Source organism: Actinacidiphila rubida, from assembly GCF_900110255.1.
Taxonomy (GTDB): Bacteria; Actinomycetota; Actinomycetes; order Streptomycetales; family Streptomycetaceae; genus Actinacidiphila; species Actinacidiphila rubida.
Map to the genome: position 1 here is coordinate 51,970 of NZ_FODD01000035.1, position 15,662 is coordinate 67,631.

A 15,662-nucleotide genomic window follows, 5' to 3' on the forward strand; every position below is an offset into this window, starting at 1 on the left:
GCGCCGCACCGCCGCCGGGGGCGGAACCCGCCGCCGGGTTCCGCCCCCTACCGGGCGTTGAAGTACTTGGCCTCGGGGTGGTGGATGACGATCGCGTCGGTGGACTGCTCGGGGTGCAGCTGGAACTCCTCGGAGAGCTTGACGCCGATCCGCTCCGGCTCCAGCAGCTGGGCGATCTTCGCCCGGTCCTCCAGATCGGGGCAGGCACCGTAGCCCAGCGAGAAGCGCGCGCCGCGGTACTTCAGCGCGAACATGTCCTCGACGTCCGCGGGGTCCTCGCCGCCGAAGCCCAGCTCGGCCCGCACCCGGGCGTGCCAGTACTCGGCGAGGGCCTCGGCGAGCTGCACCGACAGGCCGTGCAGCTCCAGGTAGTCGCGGTAGGAGTCGGTGGCGAACAGTTCGTTGGCCGCCTCGGAGATCCGGCTGCCGACGGTGACCACCTGGAAGCCGACGACGTCGGTCTCGCCGGACTCCTCGGGCCGGAAGAAGTCGGCCAGGCACAGCCGGCGCCCGCGCCGCTGGCGGGGGAAGGTGAACCGGGTGCGCTCGGTGCCGTCCTCGTGGAGCACGATCAGGTCGTCGCCCTTGGAGACGCAGGGGAAGTAGCCGTAGGTGACGGCGGCCTCGAGCAGGTTCTCCGACTGCAGCCGGGTGAGCAGCCCGCGCAGCCGCGGCCGGCCCTCGGACTCCACCAGCTCCTCGTAGGACGGCCCGCCGGCCCTGGCCTCCTTCAGGCCCCACTGGCCCTTGAACAGCGCGCCCTCGTCCAGCCAGGAGGCGTAGTCGGCCAGCTGGATGCCCTTGACCACGCGGGTGCCCCAGAACGGCGGGGCGGGCACCGGGTTGTCGGTGGCGACGTCGGAACGCACCTGGCCGAGCTCCGGCTCGGGCTCGGCCTGCGGGCGGTGCGGCACCCGGCGGGGCTTGAGGTCGGGCAGCTTGGCGCCGGGCACGCCGCGCTTGATGCCGATCAGCGCGTCCATCAGCCGCAGGCCCTCGAAGGCGTCGCGGGCGTAGCGCACCTCGCCGGCGTAGATCTCGTGCAGGTCCTGCTCGACGTAGGCGCGGGTGAGGGCGGCGCCGCCGAGGATCACCGGGTAGTCCGCGGACAGGCCGCGCTGGTTCAGCTCCTCCAGGTTCTCCTTCATGATCACCGTGGACTTCACCAGCAGCCCGGACATGCCGATCACGTCGGCCCGGCTCTCCTGGGCGGCCTCGAGGATCGCCGAGACCGGCTGCTTGATGCCGAGGTTCACGACGTTGTAGCCGTTGTTGGACAGGATGATGTCCACCAGGTTCTTGCCGATGTCGTGGACGTCGCCGCGCACCGTGGCGAGCACGATGGTGCCCTTGCCGCCACTGTCGTCGGTCTTCTCCATGTGCGGCTCGAGGTAGGCGACGGCGGTCTTCATCACCTCGGCGGACTGCAGCACGAAGGGCAGCTGCATCTGGCCGGAGCCGAACAGCTCGCCGACCACCTTCATCCCGGACAGCAGCGTCTCGTTGACGATGTCCAGGGCCGGGCGCTCGGCCAGCGCGGCGTCCAGGTCGGCCTGCAGGCCGTTCTTCTCGCCGTCGATGATCCGGCGCTGGAGGCGCTCCTCCAGCGGCAGCGCGGCCAGCTCCTCGGCGCGGCCGGCCTTCACCGAGGAGGAGTCGACGCCCTCGAAGAGCTCCATCAGCTTCTGCAGCGGGTCGTAGCCCTCGGCGCGCTTGTCGTAGACCAGGTCGTACGCCGCCTGCCGCTGCTCCTCGGGGATGCGGGCGATCGGCAGGATCTTCGCGGCGTGCACGATCGCCGAGTCCAGTCCGGCCTTGACGCACTCGTCGAGGAACACCGAGTTGAGCACCACGCGCGCGGCCGGGTTGAGCCCGAAGGAGATGTTGGACAGGCCGAGCGTGGTCTGCACGTCGGGGTGGCGGCGCTTGAGCTCGCGGATCGCCTCGATGGTGGCGGCGCCGTCCTTGCGGGACTCCTCCTGGCCGGTGCAGATGGTGAAGGTCAGGCAGTCGATGAGGATGTCGGACTCGTGGACGCCCCAGGTGCCGGTGAGGTCGTCGATCAGCCGCTCGGCGATCTCGACCTTCTTCTCGGCGGTGCGGGCCTGGCCCTCCTCGTCGATGGTCAGCGCGATCAGCGCCGCGCCGTGCTCGACGGCCAGCTGGGTGACCTTGGCGAACCGGGACTCCGGCCCGTCGCCGTCCTCGTAGTTCACCGAGTTGAGCACCGCCCGGCCGCCGAGCTTCTCCAGGCCGGCCCGCAGCACGTCGACCTCGGTGGAGTCGAGCACGATCGGCAGCGTGGAGGCGGTGGCGAACCGGCCGGCGATCTCGGCCATGTCGGCGACGCCGTCCCGGCCGACGTAGTCCACGCACAGGTCCAGCAGGTGGGCGCCCTCGCGGATCTGCTCGCGCGCCAGCTCGACGCAGTCCTCCCAGCGCCCGGCCAGCATCGCCTCGCGGAACTTCTTCGAGCCGTTGGCGTTGGTGCGCTCGCCGATCGCCAGGTACGAGGTGTCCTGGCGGAACGGCACGGTCTGGTAGAGCGAGGCCGCGCCGGGCTCGGGGCGGGGGTGGCGCGGGGTCAGGTCGTGGCCGCCGACGCGCTCCACGATCTGCCGCAGGTGCTCGGGCGTGCTGCCGCAGCAGCCGCCGACCAGCGACAGCCCGTACTCGCGGGTGAAGACCTCCTGGGCGTCGGCCAGCTCCGCCGGGGACAGCGGGTAGTGGGCGCCGTCCTTGGTGAGCACGGGCAGGCCGGCGTTGGGCATGCAGGTCAGCGGGATGCGCGAGTGCCGGGTCAGGTAGCGCAGGTGCTCGCTCATCTCGGCGGGGCCGGTGGAGCAGTTCAGGCCCATCAGGTCGATGCCGAGCGGTTCGAGGGCGGTGAGCGCGGCGCCGATCTCGGAGCCGAGGAGCATGGTGCCGGTGGTCTCGACCGCCACCGAGCAGATCAGCGGCAGGTCGACGCCGGCCGCGGCCATCGCCCGGCGGGAGCCGATCAGCGCGGCCTTGACCTGCAGCAGGTCCTGCATGGTCTCCACGATCAGCGCGTCCGCGCCGCCGGCGATCAGGCCGGCCGCGTTGGCCTCGTACCCGTCGCGCAGGGTGCGGTAGTCGATGTGGCCGAGGGTGGGCAGCTTGGTGCCGGGGCCGATCGAGCCGAGCACCCAGCGCTCGCGCCCGTCGGCGGCGTAGCCGTCGGCGACCTCGCGGGCCAGCGCGGCGCCGGCCTCGGCCAGCTCGTGGATGCGGTCGGCGGAGTCGTACTCGCTGAGCGCGCTGTGGTTGGCGCCGAAGGTGTTGGTCTCCACGCAGTCGACGCCGGCCTCGAAGTACGCCTCGTGGACGGAGCGCACGATGTCGGGCCGGGTGACGTTGAGGATCTCGTTGCAGCCCTCGAGCTGCTGGAAGTCGTCCAGCGTGGGCTCCTGCGCCTGCAGCATGGTGCCCATGGCGCCGTCGGCGACGACGACACGGGTGGCGAGGGCCTTGCGCAGCGCGGCGGCTCGGGCGTTGCTGGCGGCGGGCGCGGCGGACGGACGGGACGGCGAGGCCATGGGGATGCTCCCTGGAGTGCGACGGCTGTCGGCTATGCGGTCCGTGCGGGGAGACCCCGGGCCGGGGCCGCCCGCGAAGGAGGCGCACCCCGCCAGCGTAGCCGCCGCCACTCACAAGACTCGATGGATTCCGAGGGGCGGACGGGTGGTGCCAGACTCGTGAATGCCATGATGAGGGTCGACAATGTCGACCGGGCACGGCGAGGGGCGCCGCGCCCGTCGTCCACGGACCGTCCCGGGAGGGCGAACGATGCCAGGTCCCATCCAGTCCCTGGAGCGCGCGGCGGCGATCCTGCGCCTGCTGGCCGGGGGTGAGCGCCGGCTGGGGCTGTCCGACGTGGCGTCGTCGCTCGGACTGGCCAAGGGGACGGCCCACGGCATCCTGCGCACCCTGCAGCAGGAGGGGTTCGTCGAGCAGGACCCGGTGACGGGCAAGTACCAGCTGGGCGCCGAACTGCTGCGGCTGGGCAACAGCTACCTGGACGTGCACGAGCTGCGGGCCCGCGCCCTGGTGTGGACCGACGACCTGGCCAGGTCCAGCGGCGAGGCGGCCTACCTGGGAGTGCTGCACCAGCAGGGCGTGCTGATCGTGCACCACGTCTTCCGGCCGGACGACAGCCGCCAGGTCCTCGACGTCGGCGCGATGCAGCCGCTGCACAGCACCGCGCTGGGCAAGGTGCTGGCGGCCTACGACCCGGTGGCGCACCGCGAGGCCGCCGAGTCCGAGTGGAGCGCGCTGACCGCCCGCACGCTGACCGACGCGGCCTCCTTCGAGGAGGAGCTGGCGCTGGTGCGGGCCCGCGGCTGGGCCGCGGACCTGGAGGAGACCTGGGACGGCGTGGCGTCGGTCGCGGCGCCCGTCCACGACCGGCGGCGGATGCCGGTCGGCGCGGTGGGCGTCACCGGCGCGGTCGAGCGGGTCTGCGACGGCGACGGCGTCAGAGCGGGCCTGGTGGCGGCGGTCCGGGACTGCGCCCGGGCGGTCTCCCGGGACCTGGGAGCCGGCCGCTTCTGACCGCCCGGGCGGTCCCGGCCGACCCGGTGGGAGCAGGTTTTCCGCGCTCTTCGGAGTTCTCGGTCACAACCCTCTTGACCCGGCCACCCCAGCGGAACAAAACTCTCGCCCAGCGGTCGACATTGTCGAACATCGGACGGGACTCGCGTCGCCGCCATATGGACTAGGACAAAGGAGTCGCAGTGTCCAACGGTCACATCGTCATCGGCGAGCTCTTCGGCACCGCCGTGCTCATCCTGCTCGGCGGCGGAGTCTGCGCCGCCGTGACGCTCAAGAAATCCAAGGCGAAGGACGCGGGCTGGGTCGCGATCACCTTCGGCTGGGGATTCGGCGTGCTCGGCGGCGCCTACATCGCCAACGGCTACTCCGGCGGCCAGCTCAATCCCGCCGTCACCCTGGGGGTCGCCATCAAGACCGGCCAGTGGAGCCACGTCCCGTACTACCTGATCGGGCAGTTCGCCGGCGCGATCATCGGCGCGTTCCTGGTGTGGGTGGTCTACATGGGCCAGTTCGCGGCCCACCTGACCGACGCCGAGGTGCTCGCCGGCCACGACGTGGACCCGGCCGGCCCGTCCACCCGCGACGAGTCGCTGCCCGGCGGTCCCGTGCTGGGCGTCTTCTCCACCGGCCCGGAGATCCGCAACGCGGTGCAGAACCTGCTGACCGAGATCATCGCCACCGCCGTGCTGGTGCTCTTCATCCTCACCCAGGGCATGACCAACGGCCTGGCCCTCAACGGCCTGGGCATCCTGCTGACCGCGCTGCTGGTGGTCGGCATCGGCCTGTCGCTGGGCGGGCCGACCGGCTACGCGATCAACCCGGCCCGCGACCTGGGCCCGCGCATCGTGCACGCCCTGCTGCCGCTGCCGAACAAGGGCGGCTCCGACTGGGGCTACGCCTGGATACCGGTCGTCGGCCCGCTGGCCGGCGCCGCGATCGCCGGCGGCCTCTACCGGCTGTGCTTCACCTGAGCGCGCCCGCCGCCCCGGCACCCCGCCCCCACCAGGACCCGCAGACCCCGAGGAGCACCCCGTGACCGACAGCACGACGACCCCCGCAGGCTCGCACGGCAGCGGCCCGTTCATCGCGGCCATCGACCAGGGCACCACCTCCAGCCGCTGCATCGTCTTCGACCGCGACGGCCGCATCGTGGCGGTGGACCAGAAGGAGCACGAGCAGATCTTCCCCAAGCCCGGCTGGGTGGAGCACGACGCCGCCGAGATCTGGACGAACGTCCAGGAGGTGGTGGCCGGCGCCATCGGCAGGGCCGCCCAGGACATCCCCGGCTTCACCCCGGCCGACGTCAAGGCGATCGGCATCACCAACCAGCGCGAGACGACCCTGCTGTGGGACCGGCACACCGGCGAGCCGGTGCACAACGCGCTGGTCTGGCAGGACACCCGCACCGACGCGCTCTGCCGCGAGCTGGGCCGCAACGTGGGCCAGGACCGCTTCCGCCGGGAGACCGGCCTGCCGCTGGCGTCCTACTTCGCCGGGCCGAAGATCCGCTGGCTGCTGGACAACGTCGAGGGCCTGCGCGAGCGCGCCGAGGCCGGCGACATCCTCTTCGGCACCATGGACTCCTGGGTGATCTGGAACCTCACCGGCGGCGTGAACGGCGGGGTGCACGTCACCGACGTCACCAACGCGTCGCGCACACTGCTGATGAACCTGCATACCCTGAACTGGGACGAGCGGATCCTCGCCTCCATCGAGGTGCCCGCCGCGGTGCTGCCGGAGATCCGCTCGTCGTCCGAGGTGTACGGCACCACCAGCGTGGGCGGCCTGGCCGACGTTCCGGTGGCGTCGGCGCTGGGCGACCAGCAGGCCGCCCTGTTCGGACAGACCTGCTTCTCCGAGGGAGAGGCGAAGTCCACGTACGGCACGGGCACGTTCATGCTGATGAACACCGGTGACACTCCGGTCAACTCCTACAACGGTCTGATCACCACCGTCGGCTACCGGATCGGTGACGCAGATCCCGTCTACGCCCTGGAAGGATCCATCGCCGTCACGGGTTCACTAGTGCAGTGGATGCGTGACCAGATGGGACTCATCAGTACGGCAGCGGAGATCGAGACCCTCGCCTCGTCCGTGGAGGACAACGGCGGGGCGTACTTCGTGCCGGCCTTCTCCGGTCTGTTCGCGCCCTACTGGCGCGACGACGCGCGCGGAGTGATCGCCGGGCTGACACGCTACGTCACCAAGGCCCACATCGCGCGGGCCGTGCTGGAGGCGACCGCCTGGCAGACCCGGGAGATCGCCGACGCGATGACCAAGGACTCGGGCGTCGACCTGACCGCGCTGAAGGTCGACGGCGGAATGACGTCCAACAACCTGCTGATGCAGACCCTGGCCGACTTCCTGGACGCGCCCGTGGTGCGCCCGATGGTCGCCGAGACCACCTGCCTGGGCGCCGCCTACGCGGCCGGCCTCGCGGTCGGCTTCTGGCCGGACACCGACGCGCTGCGCGCCAACTGGAAGCGGGCCGCCGAGTGGACGCCGCGCATGGACGCGGCCAAGCGGGACCGCGAGTACAAGAGCTGGCTCAAGGCCGTCCAGGCGACCATGGGCTGGATCGACGAGGAGCACTGAGACACACCATGACCACCCTGCAGAGTTACCCCTCCCTCGGGACGCACCCGACGTCCGGCGCCAACCCCGGCCGGGCCGAGACCCGGGAACTGCTCGGCCGTGCCACGTACGACCTGCTGGTCGTCGGCGGCGGCATCCTCGGCATCACCACGGCCTGGCACGCCGCGCAGTCGGGACTGCGGGTGGCCATGGTCGACTCCGGCGACTTCGCCGGCGCCACCTCCTCGGCCTCCTCGAAGCTGCTGCACGGCGGCCTGCGCTACCTGCAGACCGGTGCCGTGAAGCTCGTGGCGGAGAACCACGTCGAGCGGCGCGCCGTCTCCCGGGACGTCGCGCCGCACCTGGCCAGGCCGCTCACCTTCTACCTGCCGGTGTACAAGGGCGGCCCGCACGGCGCGGCCAAGCTGGGCGCCGGGGTGTTCGCGTACTCCGCGCTGTCGGCGTTCCGTGACGGCGTCGGCCACGTGATCACGCCCTCCCGGGCCGCCCGCGAGGTGCCGGAGCTGCGCACCGAGAACCTGCGCGCCGTCGCGGTCTACGAGGACGGGCAGATGAACGACGCCCGGATGGCCGTGATGACGGTGCGGGCCGCGGTGGACGCGGGCGCCACCGTGCTCAACCACGCGGAGGTGACGGGACTGCGCTTCACCGGCGGCCGGGTCACCGGCGCGGACCTGCGGGACCGCACCGACGGCACCGAGTTCGGCGTCAACGCGCGGCTGGTGCTGAACGCCACCGGGCCGTGGGTGGACCATCTGCGGCGGATGGAGGACCCGGCGGCCGCTCCGTCGATCCGGCTGTCCAAGGGCGCCCACCTGGTGCTGAAGCGCACCGCGCCGTGGGGCGCGGCGCTGGCCACGCCGATCGACAAGTACCGCATCACCTTCGCCCTCCCCTGGGAGGACATGCTGCTGCTCGGCACCACCGACGAGTCGTTCGAGGGCGACCCGGCGGACGTCGCGGTCACCGACGCGGACATCACCCAGATCCTCGACGAGGCCTCGCTGTCGGTGCGGGACGCCCAGCTGTCCCGCGACCTGATCACCTACTCCTTCGCCGGGCTGCGGGTGCTGCCCGGCGGGCCGGGCGACACCGCCACGGCCAAGCGGGAGACGGTGGTCACGGAGGGTCGCGGCGGCATGCTGTCGGTGGCCGGCGGCAAGTGGACGACGTTCCGGCACATCGGCCGCACGGTGATGAACAAGCTGGCGGCGCTGCCCGGACATCCGCTCACCGACGACATGGAGCCCATGTCGCAGCTGCCCCGCCACGCCCCGCTGCCGGGCTTCGCCAGCCCGGACGCGGTGACCCACCGGCTGCTCGTCGACGGCGTCGCCCCCGGGCCGCGGATGGGCGCCGACACCGCCCGGCACCTGGCCACCCACTACGGCTCGCTGGCGTTCGACATCGCCCGGCTCGCCAACGAGGACCCGGCGCTCGCCGAGCGCATCCACCCCGACGCCCCGGAGATCTGGGCGCAGGTGGTGTACGCGCGGGACCACGAGTGGGCGTACGACGTGGACGACGTGCTGCGCCGGCGCACCACGATCACCATCCGCGGGCTCGACACGCCCGAGGTGCGCGAGCGCACGGCCCGGCTGCTCAAGGGCTGACACCGGCGGCGGCACCGCCCGCGACGACGACGCCGGGCCGGCCACGGGGGCCGGCCCGGCGTCGTCGTGGGCCGTCAGGGCGCCCAGTGCGGGTCGCGGCCCGACAGCGCCAGGGCGAGGTCGAGGTCCGGGGCCCCCGCGGGGACCTCGACGGGCTCGCCGAACCCCTTGTACTGGCGGTACATCTCGGCCTGCTCGCGGACCAGGCCGAGGGTGGCCGCGGCGGTGGGGCCGTCGAGCCGGTACTCCTGACCGGTGGCCCTGGCCAGGTCCCAGCCGTGCAGGACCAGTTCGAGGAGCAGCATGCCGCCCATCGCGGGCGCCGGCATGCCGCTGATCTCACCCTCCCAGGCCGCCGGATCGGCCCAGGCGTCCACCGAGCGCTCCAGCTGGGCGGCGTAGGCGGCGGCCCACCCCGGGTCGGCGGTGAAGTCGCGGGTGGCCAGGTCCTCGGGATGCGGCTCGCGGCGGGCCCGCAGCTCCATGCCGATGCCGGTGTAGGCGACGAGGTGGTTGGCCAGCGTGCGGGTGTCGTAGTCGGGGCAGGGGGTGGGTGCGCCGAGCTGCGCGGCGGTGACCCCTGAGGTGATCCTCGCGGCCTCCGCGGCACCTGCGGCGAGTTGTGCGTGGTAGGTCATGCCGCCGACGCTAGGGGACGCGCCCCGCGGGGTCTTGAAGAAACGCGACAGGGTGCCGCACGCCAGGCCCTAGGCTGGCCGCATGACCGGTCAGGAGCTGGGCCGCGGGGTGCTGCGGCCGGAGGCGGCGGCCGGGGTGCTGGAGGTGCGCCGGCACCCGCCCGGCCCCGGTCTCGCGGCGTTCGTGGAGACCTACTGGAACCCGCGCTGGGATCTGCGGGGGCGTGCGGACCACGAGCAGAAGGTGCTGGCGCATCCGAACGTCCACCTGGTCTTCGAGGAGCCGGAGCCGCTGGTGTACGGGGTGCAGCGGGACGTCTTCCGCCGGGTGCTGCACGGGCGGGGCCAGGTGTTCGGGGTGAAGTTCCGGCCCGGCGCGTTCCGGCCGTTCGCCGGCGGTCCGGTGGCCGCGCTGGCCGACCGCGCAGTGCCGGCCGCGGACCTGTTCGGGCCGGAGGTCGCCGAGGTGAGCGCCCGCGTCCTGTCCCACGACGGCCTGACGGAGATGGCCGCGCTCGCCGACGCGTTCCTGCTCGTCCGGCTCGGGTCCCCCGACCGGAGCGGTGGGCAGGGCAGCGGGCAGGAGGGCGAAGCGGGGGGTGAACAGGGCGCCGGCGACCCGCAGATGGCGCAGGTCGCCGAGCTGGTCGAGCGGATCACGGCGAGCCCGCGGCTGTTCCGCGTCGACGAACTCGCCGAGCGGACGGGCCTGTCGGTGCGGGCGCTGCAGCGGCTGTTCGCCGAGTACGTGGGCGCGTCGCCGAAGTGGGTGCTGCGCCGGGCCCGGTTGCACGAGGTCGCGGCGCGGGCGGACGGCGGCGCGGGCATCGACTGGGCAGCGCTCGCCGCGGACCTCGGTTATGCCGACCAGGCCCATCTGACACGGGACTTCACCGCGGCGGTCGGCGCGCCACCGGGCCGGTACGCCGCACGCTGAACGTGCCGCGGCGGCCGGGCCGGGCGACCGGTCAGCCGGGCAGGTCAACAGCCCGACAGCCCCCGGAGCGTCAGAGCGTGGAGCGCAGCCACTGCTCGACGCTGGCCACGTGCACCGTCGCCCATGAGCGGGCCGCCTCCGCGTCCCGGTCGCGCAGCGCCCCGAGGATCGCCCGGTGCTCGTGCAGGGTGCGGCTGACCGCGTCCTCCTGGGTCAGGCCCCGCCAGATGCGGGCCCGCGTGGTCGGGCCGGACAGGCCGTCGAGCAGCGAGCACAGCACCGAGTTGCCGGAGCCCTGCACGATGCCGCGATGGAACTCCAGGTCGGAGGCCACGAGTTCCTCCACCGAGGGCTGCGGGCCGAGCGCGTCGAGCTTGCCCTCCAGGGCGTCCAGTTCCTCGGCCGGGATGCTGATCGCGGCCATCGCGGTCGCGGCCGGCTCCAGGATGCGGCGCACCGCGAGGAACTCCAGGACGGTGTCGTCGCGGTGGAAGTCCACCACGAAGCTCAGCGCCTCCAGGAGCAGTTGGGGATCCAGACTGGTGACGTACGTGCCGTCGCCCTGGCGCACGTCGAGGATGCGGATCAGCGACAGGGCGCGCACCGCCTCGCGCAGCGAGTTGCGGGACAGGCCCAGTTCGGCGGCCAGCTCGCTCTCCTTGGGCAGCCGGTCGCCGGGGCGCAGCGCCCCGGAGACGATCATCTCCTTGATCTTCTCGATCGCCTCGTCGGTGACCGCCATCAGTGCCTCCCCTGTCCAAGGTCTCGTGGCGGCTCCGCCAGACCTCCGATGTCTTTCCTGTCCATTATGACCCAGCCGCCGGACCCGCCGGACCCGCACCGTCCGGCAGCCCGTAGACCTGCGCCGCGGTGCCGCCGAACACCGCCGCCCGCTCCCCCGCGTCCAGGGCCGCGACCGCCTGCTCGGCCAGCGCGTAGACGTCGGCGTACCGCGCGGCCAGGGTCGCCACCGGCCAGTCGGAGCCGAACATCACGCGCCCCGGGCCGAAGGCGTCCAGGACGTGCCGGGCGTAAGGCAGCACGTCCTGCGGCCGCCACCGCTCCCAGTCGGCCTCGGTGACCAGTCCCGACAGCTTGCAGCTGACGTTGGGGAGCTGGGCGAGCTCGGTGATCCGCCCGGCCCAGGGCTCCCAGCCGCCGTCGGCGATCGGCGGTTTGGCGCAGTGGTCGAGCACGAACCGCACCTCGGGCAGCGCCCGGACCGTCTCCACTGCGGCGGGCAGCTGCACGGGGGTGACGAGCAGGTCGTAGACGAGCCCGGCGGACGCGACGGCCCGCAGGCCCGTGTGCACCTCGGGCCGGGTGAGCCAGCGCGGGTCGGGCTCGTCCTGCACCTGGTGGCGGATCCCCACGAGCGGGCCGTCGAGCGAGGCGAGCATCTCGCCGAGCGCGGGGTCGGCGAGGTCGGCCCAGCCGACGACGCCGGCGACCAGGCCGCCCGACCCGGCGGCGGTCGCCAGCAGCTCGCGGGTCTCCGGCAGCGACGAGCTGGACTGCACGACGACGGTCGCGTCGATGCCGTGCGCGGCCAGCAGCGGGGCGAGTTCGGCCAGCCGGAACGTGCGGGCGATCGGGTCGAGGGCCGGGCCGGTCAGCCAGGGCTGCGGGCGCCGCGCCAGGTCCCACAGGTGGTGGTGGGCGTCGATGCGCAACGGTTCACTCCCCCGTGGTGGCGGTCAGCGGCAGCGGCACGTCCTCGTCGAGCAGCCCGCGGGCCACCAGCGCGTGCCACATCTCGTCCGGGACGGGTGTCGCGGCCATCGCCGCGTTGTCCCGCACCTCGGCCTCGCCGGCCGCGCCGACGACCGCGGCGACGACCGACGGGTGCCCGAACGGGAACGCCAGCGCGGCGGCACGCAGCGGCACCCCGAACTCCGCGCAGACCCGGGCCAGTTCCTGGGCCCGCCGCAGCACCTCGGGCGGCGCCGCCGCGTAGTCGTAGTGCGCCCCGGGGCTGGGGTCGGCCAGCAGCCCGGAGTTGTAGACGCCGCCGGCCACGACGCGCGTGCCGCGCCGCTCGCACACCGGCAGCAGGTCGTCCAGCGCGGTGCGCTCCAGCAGCGTCCAGCGGCCCGCGCACAGCACCACGTCCACGTCGAACTCGTCGACGAGCCGGGCGAGCACTCCGCTGACGTTCATGCCGAACCCGATCGCCTTGACCACGCCCTCGTCCCGCAGGGCCGCCAGGGCCGCGAAGCCGCCGCCGCGGATCGCGTCGAGATGGTCCTCGACGTCGTGCAGGTACACGATGTCGACCGCGTCCACGCCGAGCCGCTCCAGGGAGCCGTCCAGCGTGGCGCGGATGCCGTCCGCGGTGAAGTCCCAGACCCGGGCCCTGCGCGGGTTGTCGACGAAGCCCTGGCCGTCCGGCTCCTCGCCGGGCGCCAGGTCCCGCAGGCGGCGCCCGACCTTGGTGGACAGCACGTACGAGCCGCGGTCCCGGCCGGCCAGGGCCCGGCCCAGCCGCTCCTCGGAGCGGCCGAGACCGTAGTGCGGCGCGGTGTCGAAGTACGTGGCGCCGGTGTCGAACGCCGCCGCCACGGCCGCCTCCGCCTCCTCGTCGGTGACGGTGCGGTAGAGGTTGCCGAGCGGGGCGCAGCCGAGGCCGAGCCGGGGCAGTGCCGGTACGGGCATGGGCCGGTTCTCTCCTTGCTTCCGGTGTCTGCTGGTGTCCGGCGCCTCAGTCCTGCTTCTCGCCGCTGGCGAAGCGGGAGATGATCAGGGCGACGATGATGATGGCACCGTAGAGGAACTTGTCCCACAGCGGCGGCACTCCGCCCAGAGTGGTCACGTTCACCACGAGCTGGAGCGCGATCACGCCGGTGAGCGCCCCGAAGAGCGTGCCCCGGCCGCCGTTGAGGCTGACGCCGCCGATGACGGTGGCCGCGAAGACCTGGAAGATCCAGCCGTCGCCCTGCGTGGAGGACACCGCGCCGTAGTGGCCGACGTAGAGCACGCCGGCGAACGCGGCGAGCAGCCCGCCGAGCGCCAGCACGATCCAGGTGATCCGGTCCACCCGGATGCCCGCGGCCCGGGCCGCCTCGGTGTTGCCGCCGATCGCGTACAGCGCCCGGCCGTGCCGCAGGTAGCCCAGCGCCAGGCCCCCGGCGGCGAACAGCACCAGGCAGATCCACACCGCGGCGGGTGCCCCCAGCCACGACGCCTTGCCGAGGTAGGAGAACGAGCCGGGCACCTCGACGATGGACTTGCCCTGCGAGATGCCGTCCTGCAGGCCGCGCAGCATGGTCAGCATGCCGAGGGTCACGATGAAGCCGTTGACCCGCAGCTTGAGGATCATGAACCCGTTGAAGCCGCCGATCAGCAGGCCCACCACGAGGCACGCGGGGATCGACATCCAGCCGGGCAGCAGCCCGATGCCGTGGTACGTGGCGGGGCCGCTGCTGGGCATGACCAGCCACATCGCGATCACCGGGGCGACGCCGATGGTGGACTCCAGCGACAGGTCCATCCGGCCGCAGATCAGGATCATCGCCTCGCCGAGCACCAGCAGGCTCAGCTCGCTGGTCTGCTGCAGCACCCCGATGAGGTTGTCGGAGGTGAGGAAGGCCGGCGAGACGATGAAGCCGATCACGCCGAGGACGAGGATCACCGGCAGCAGCGACAGGTCCCGGTAGCGGCTCAACCGGATCCGCGGCACCGGGCGCCCGGGCCCGGCGGGCGCGCCCGCGTCGACGGTCAGCTGACTGGTCTCGCTCATTCCTCGGCTCCCTTGCCGCCGCCCGCGGGCAGCCCCTCCATCGCCGAGACCAGGTCCCGGTCGGTCCATCCGCTGCCGAACTCGGCGATCACCCGCCCGTGGAAGAGGGCGATCACCCGGTCGCACACCCGCAGGTCGTCCAGCTCGTCGGAGACGATGACGGCCGCGTCGCCGCGGTCGGCCACGCCCCGCACCACGGACAGCAGCGAGTCCTTCGACTTCACGTCCACGCCCGCGGTCGGCCTGATGGCCACCAGGACCCGCGGCTCGCGGGCCAGCGCACGGGCGATGACGACCTTCTGCTGGTTGCCGCCGGACAGGTCGGCGACCGGCTGGGCCGGCCCCGAGGTCTTGATGTCCAGCGAGGAGATCATGCGCTGCGCGAAGGCCCGGGTCCTGGACGGCAGGACGGTGCCGTACGGGCCGAGCTGGTCGGTCACGGAGAGGGTGGCGTTCTCCGCGACGCTGCGGCCCAGCACCAGGCCCTGCCGGTGCCGGTCCTCCGGGACGTAGCCGATCCCGGCGCCCAGCGCGTGCGGGACGCTGCCGGGCCGCACCGGCCTGCCGCCCACCAGGGTGCGGCCCGAGGTGGCCCTGCGCAGGCCGACCAGGGTCTCGCCGAGCGCGGTGTTGCCGCTGGCGGTGGCCCCGGCGAGGCCGACGACCTCGCCGGGGCACACGGCCAGGTCGATCGGCTCGTACGCGCCGTCCAGGGCCAGCGCCTCGGCGCGCAGCACCGGTTCGGCCGGCTCCGCGCTCGCCGCGGACCCGGCGTGCCAGGCGGACGCGGTGGGCGCCGGCGCCTCCTCGCCCGTCATGGCCGCCACCAGCTCCGCCTTGCCGAGATCCGCGACGGGCGCGGTCAGCACGTGGCGGGCGTCGCGGTAGACCGTGACGGTGCTGCACAGGTCGTAGACCTCCTGCAGGTGGTGCGAGATGAAGAGGAACGCCACACCCTGCGCCTGCAGTTCGCGCAGTTTGGTGAACAGCCGCTCGATGCCGGCCGCGTCGAGCTGCGCGGTGGGCTCGTCGAGGATGATGAACCGGGCGCCGAACGACAGCGCCCGGGCGATCTCCACGAACTGCCCCTGCTCGACGGTCAGATCGCCGGCCCGCGCGGCGGGGTCGACGTCCACCCCGTACTCCGCGAGCAGGTCGCCGGCCCGCGCGCGCAGCTGCGACCAGCGGATCCGGCCCGGCCCGAACCGGCCGAGGAACAGGTTCTCGGCGACCGACAGGTCCGGGACCACCATCGACTTCTGGTAGACGCAGGCGACCTTGGACTGCCAGGCGGCGGTGTCCCCGCCGGAGGGCGCGGGCTCGTCCTGGAAGAACACCTGTCCGGCGTCCGGGGTGTGCAGCCCGGTGAGCACCGAGACGAGGGTGGACTTGCCGGCGCCGTTGCGCCCGACGAGGGCGTGCGAGTCGCCGGCCGCCACCGAGATGCCCACCCTGTCGAGGGCCAGGGTGGGCCCGAACCGCTTCACGACGCCCTCGGCGCGGACCGCCGGCGGCGGATCGTCATCGGTGGTGCCGAGGGTGCCTTTGGTGCTGTCGGTCATGGG

The 15,662-nt window shown here is 73.1% G+C and carries 12 protein-coding genes; 5 read left to right on the forward strand and 7 right to left on the reverse strand.

Annotated elements, in window-relative coordinates; translation table 11 throughout:
- Positions 1-47: 47 nt before the first annotated feature.
- Positions 48-3,560 carry a methionine synthase gene (gene metH, locus BMW99_RS29335; RefSeq protein WP_075017873.1) on the reverse strand — a complete coding sequence of 1,171 codons (3,513 nt, stop codon included), beginning with the start codon at positions 3,558-3,560 and terminating at the stop codon, positions 48-50.
- A gap of 250 nt (positions 3,561-3,810) precedes the next feature.
- On the opposite strand from metH, the gene BMW99_RS29340 reads away from it, so the two are divergent.
- The 4 genes from BMW99_RS29340 to BMW99_RS29355 all read left to right on the forward strand — a co-directional run bounded on the left by BMW99_RS29340 (position 3,811) and on the right by BMW99_RS29355 (position 8,783).
- On the forward strand, positions 3,811-4,575 hold the full coding sequence (locus BMW99_RS29340) for an IclR family transcriptional regulator (protein ID WP_075017874.1): 765 nt from the start codon (positions 3,811-3,813) through the stop codon (positions 4,573-4,575).
- Between the two features lie 182 nt (positions 4,576-4,757).
- On the forward strand, positions 4,758-5,546 hold the full coding sequence (locus BMW99_RS29345) for an MIP/aquaporin family protein (protein ID WP_075017875.1): 789 nt from the start codon (positions 4,758-4,760) through the stop codon (positions 5,544-5,546).
- A gap of 61 nt (positions 5,547-5,607) precedes the next feature.
- Positions 5,608-7,170: a glycerol kinase GlpK gene (glpK, locus tag BMW99_RS29350; RefSeq protein ID WP_075017876.1), complete on the forward strand. Its 1,563-nt coding sequence runs from the start codon at positions 5,608-5,610 to the stop codon at positions 7,168-7,170.
- Between the two features lie 8 nt (positions 7,171-7,178).
- A complete protein-coding gene (locus BMW99_RS29355) occupies positions 7,179-8,783 on the forward strand; it encodes a glycerol-3-phosphate dehydrogenase/oxidase (RefSeq protein ID WP_069462788.1) in 1,605 nt (534 codons plus the stop codon).
- A 74-nt stretch (positions 8,784-8,857) separates the two neighbouring features.
- Here BMW99_RS29355 and BMW99_RS29360 read toward each other — a convergent pair whose 3' ends face one another.
- Complete coding sequence (locus BMW99_RS29360; protein ID WP_069462787.1) at positions 8,858-9,421, reverse strand: TIGR03086 family metal-binding protein; 564 nt, start codon at positions 9,419-9,421, stop codon at positions 8,858-8,860.
- Between the two features lie 82 nt (positions 9,422-9,503).
- Between BMW99_RS29360 and BMW99_RS29365 the strand changes: the two genes are divergently transcribed.
- Entirely contained in the window at positions 9,504-10,358 is an 855-nt protein-coding gene (locus BMW99_RS29365; protein ID WP_069462786.1) for a helix-turn-helix domain-containing protein, read from the forward strand.
- A gap of 70 nt (positions 10,359-10,428) precedes the next feature.
- Here BMW99_RS29365 and BMW99_RS29370 read toward each other — a convergent pair whose 3' ends face one another.
- The 5 genes from BMW99_RS29370 to BMW99_RS29390 all read right to left on the reverse strand — a co-directional run bounded on the left by BMW99_RS29370 (position 10,429) and on the right by BMW99_RS29390 (position 15,659).
- Positions 10,429-11,100, reverse strand: coding sequence for a FadR/GntR family transcriptional regulator (locus BMW99_RS29370; protein WP_069462785.1), 672 nt, complete (start codon positions 11,098-11,100; stop codon positions 10,429-10,431).
- Positions 11,101-11,164: 64 nt separating this feature from the next.
- Positions 11,165-12,031 (reverse strand): amidohydrolase family protein, encoded by an 867-nt coding sequence (locus BMW99_RS29375; protein ID WP_069462784.1) that lies wholly within the window; start codon positions 12,029-12,031, stop codon positions 11,165-11,167.
- A 4-nt stretch (positions 12,032-12,035) separates the two neighbouring features.
- Positions 12,036-13,013, reverse strand: coding sequence for an aldo/keto reductase (locus tag BMW99_RS29380; protein WP_069462783.1), 978 nt, complete (start codon positions 13,011-13,013; stop codon positions 12,036-12,038).
- A 46-nt stretch (positions 13,014-13,059) separates the two neighbouring features.
- The gene (locus BMW99_RS29385) at positions 13,060-14,097 is read right to left on the reverse strand and encodes an ABC transporter permease (protein WP_069462782.1); all 1,038 of its coding nucleotides are present in this window, start codon (positions 14,095-14,097) and stop codon (positions 13,060-13,062) included.
- Positions 14,094-15,659: a sugar ABC transporter ATP-binding protein gene (locus tag BMW99_RS29390; protein WP_069462781.1), complete on the reverse strand. Its 1,566-nt coding sequence runs from the start codon at positions 15,657-15,659 to the stop codon at positions 14,094-14,096. The genes BMW99_RS29385 and BMW99_RS29390 overlap by 4 nt, the downstream gene beginning before the upstream one ends.
- Between the last annotated feature and the right edge of the window lie 3 nt (positions 15,660-15,662).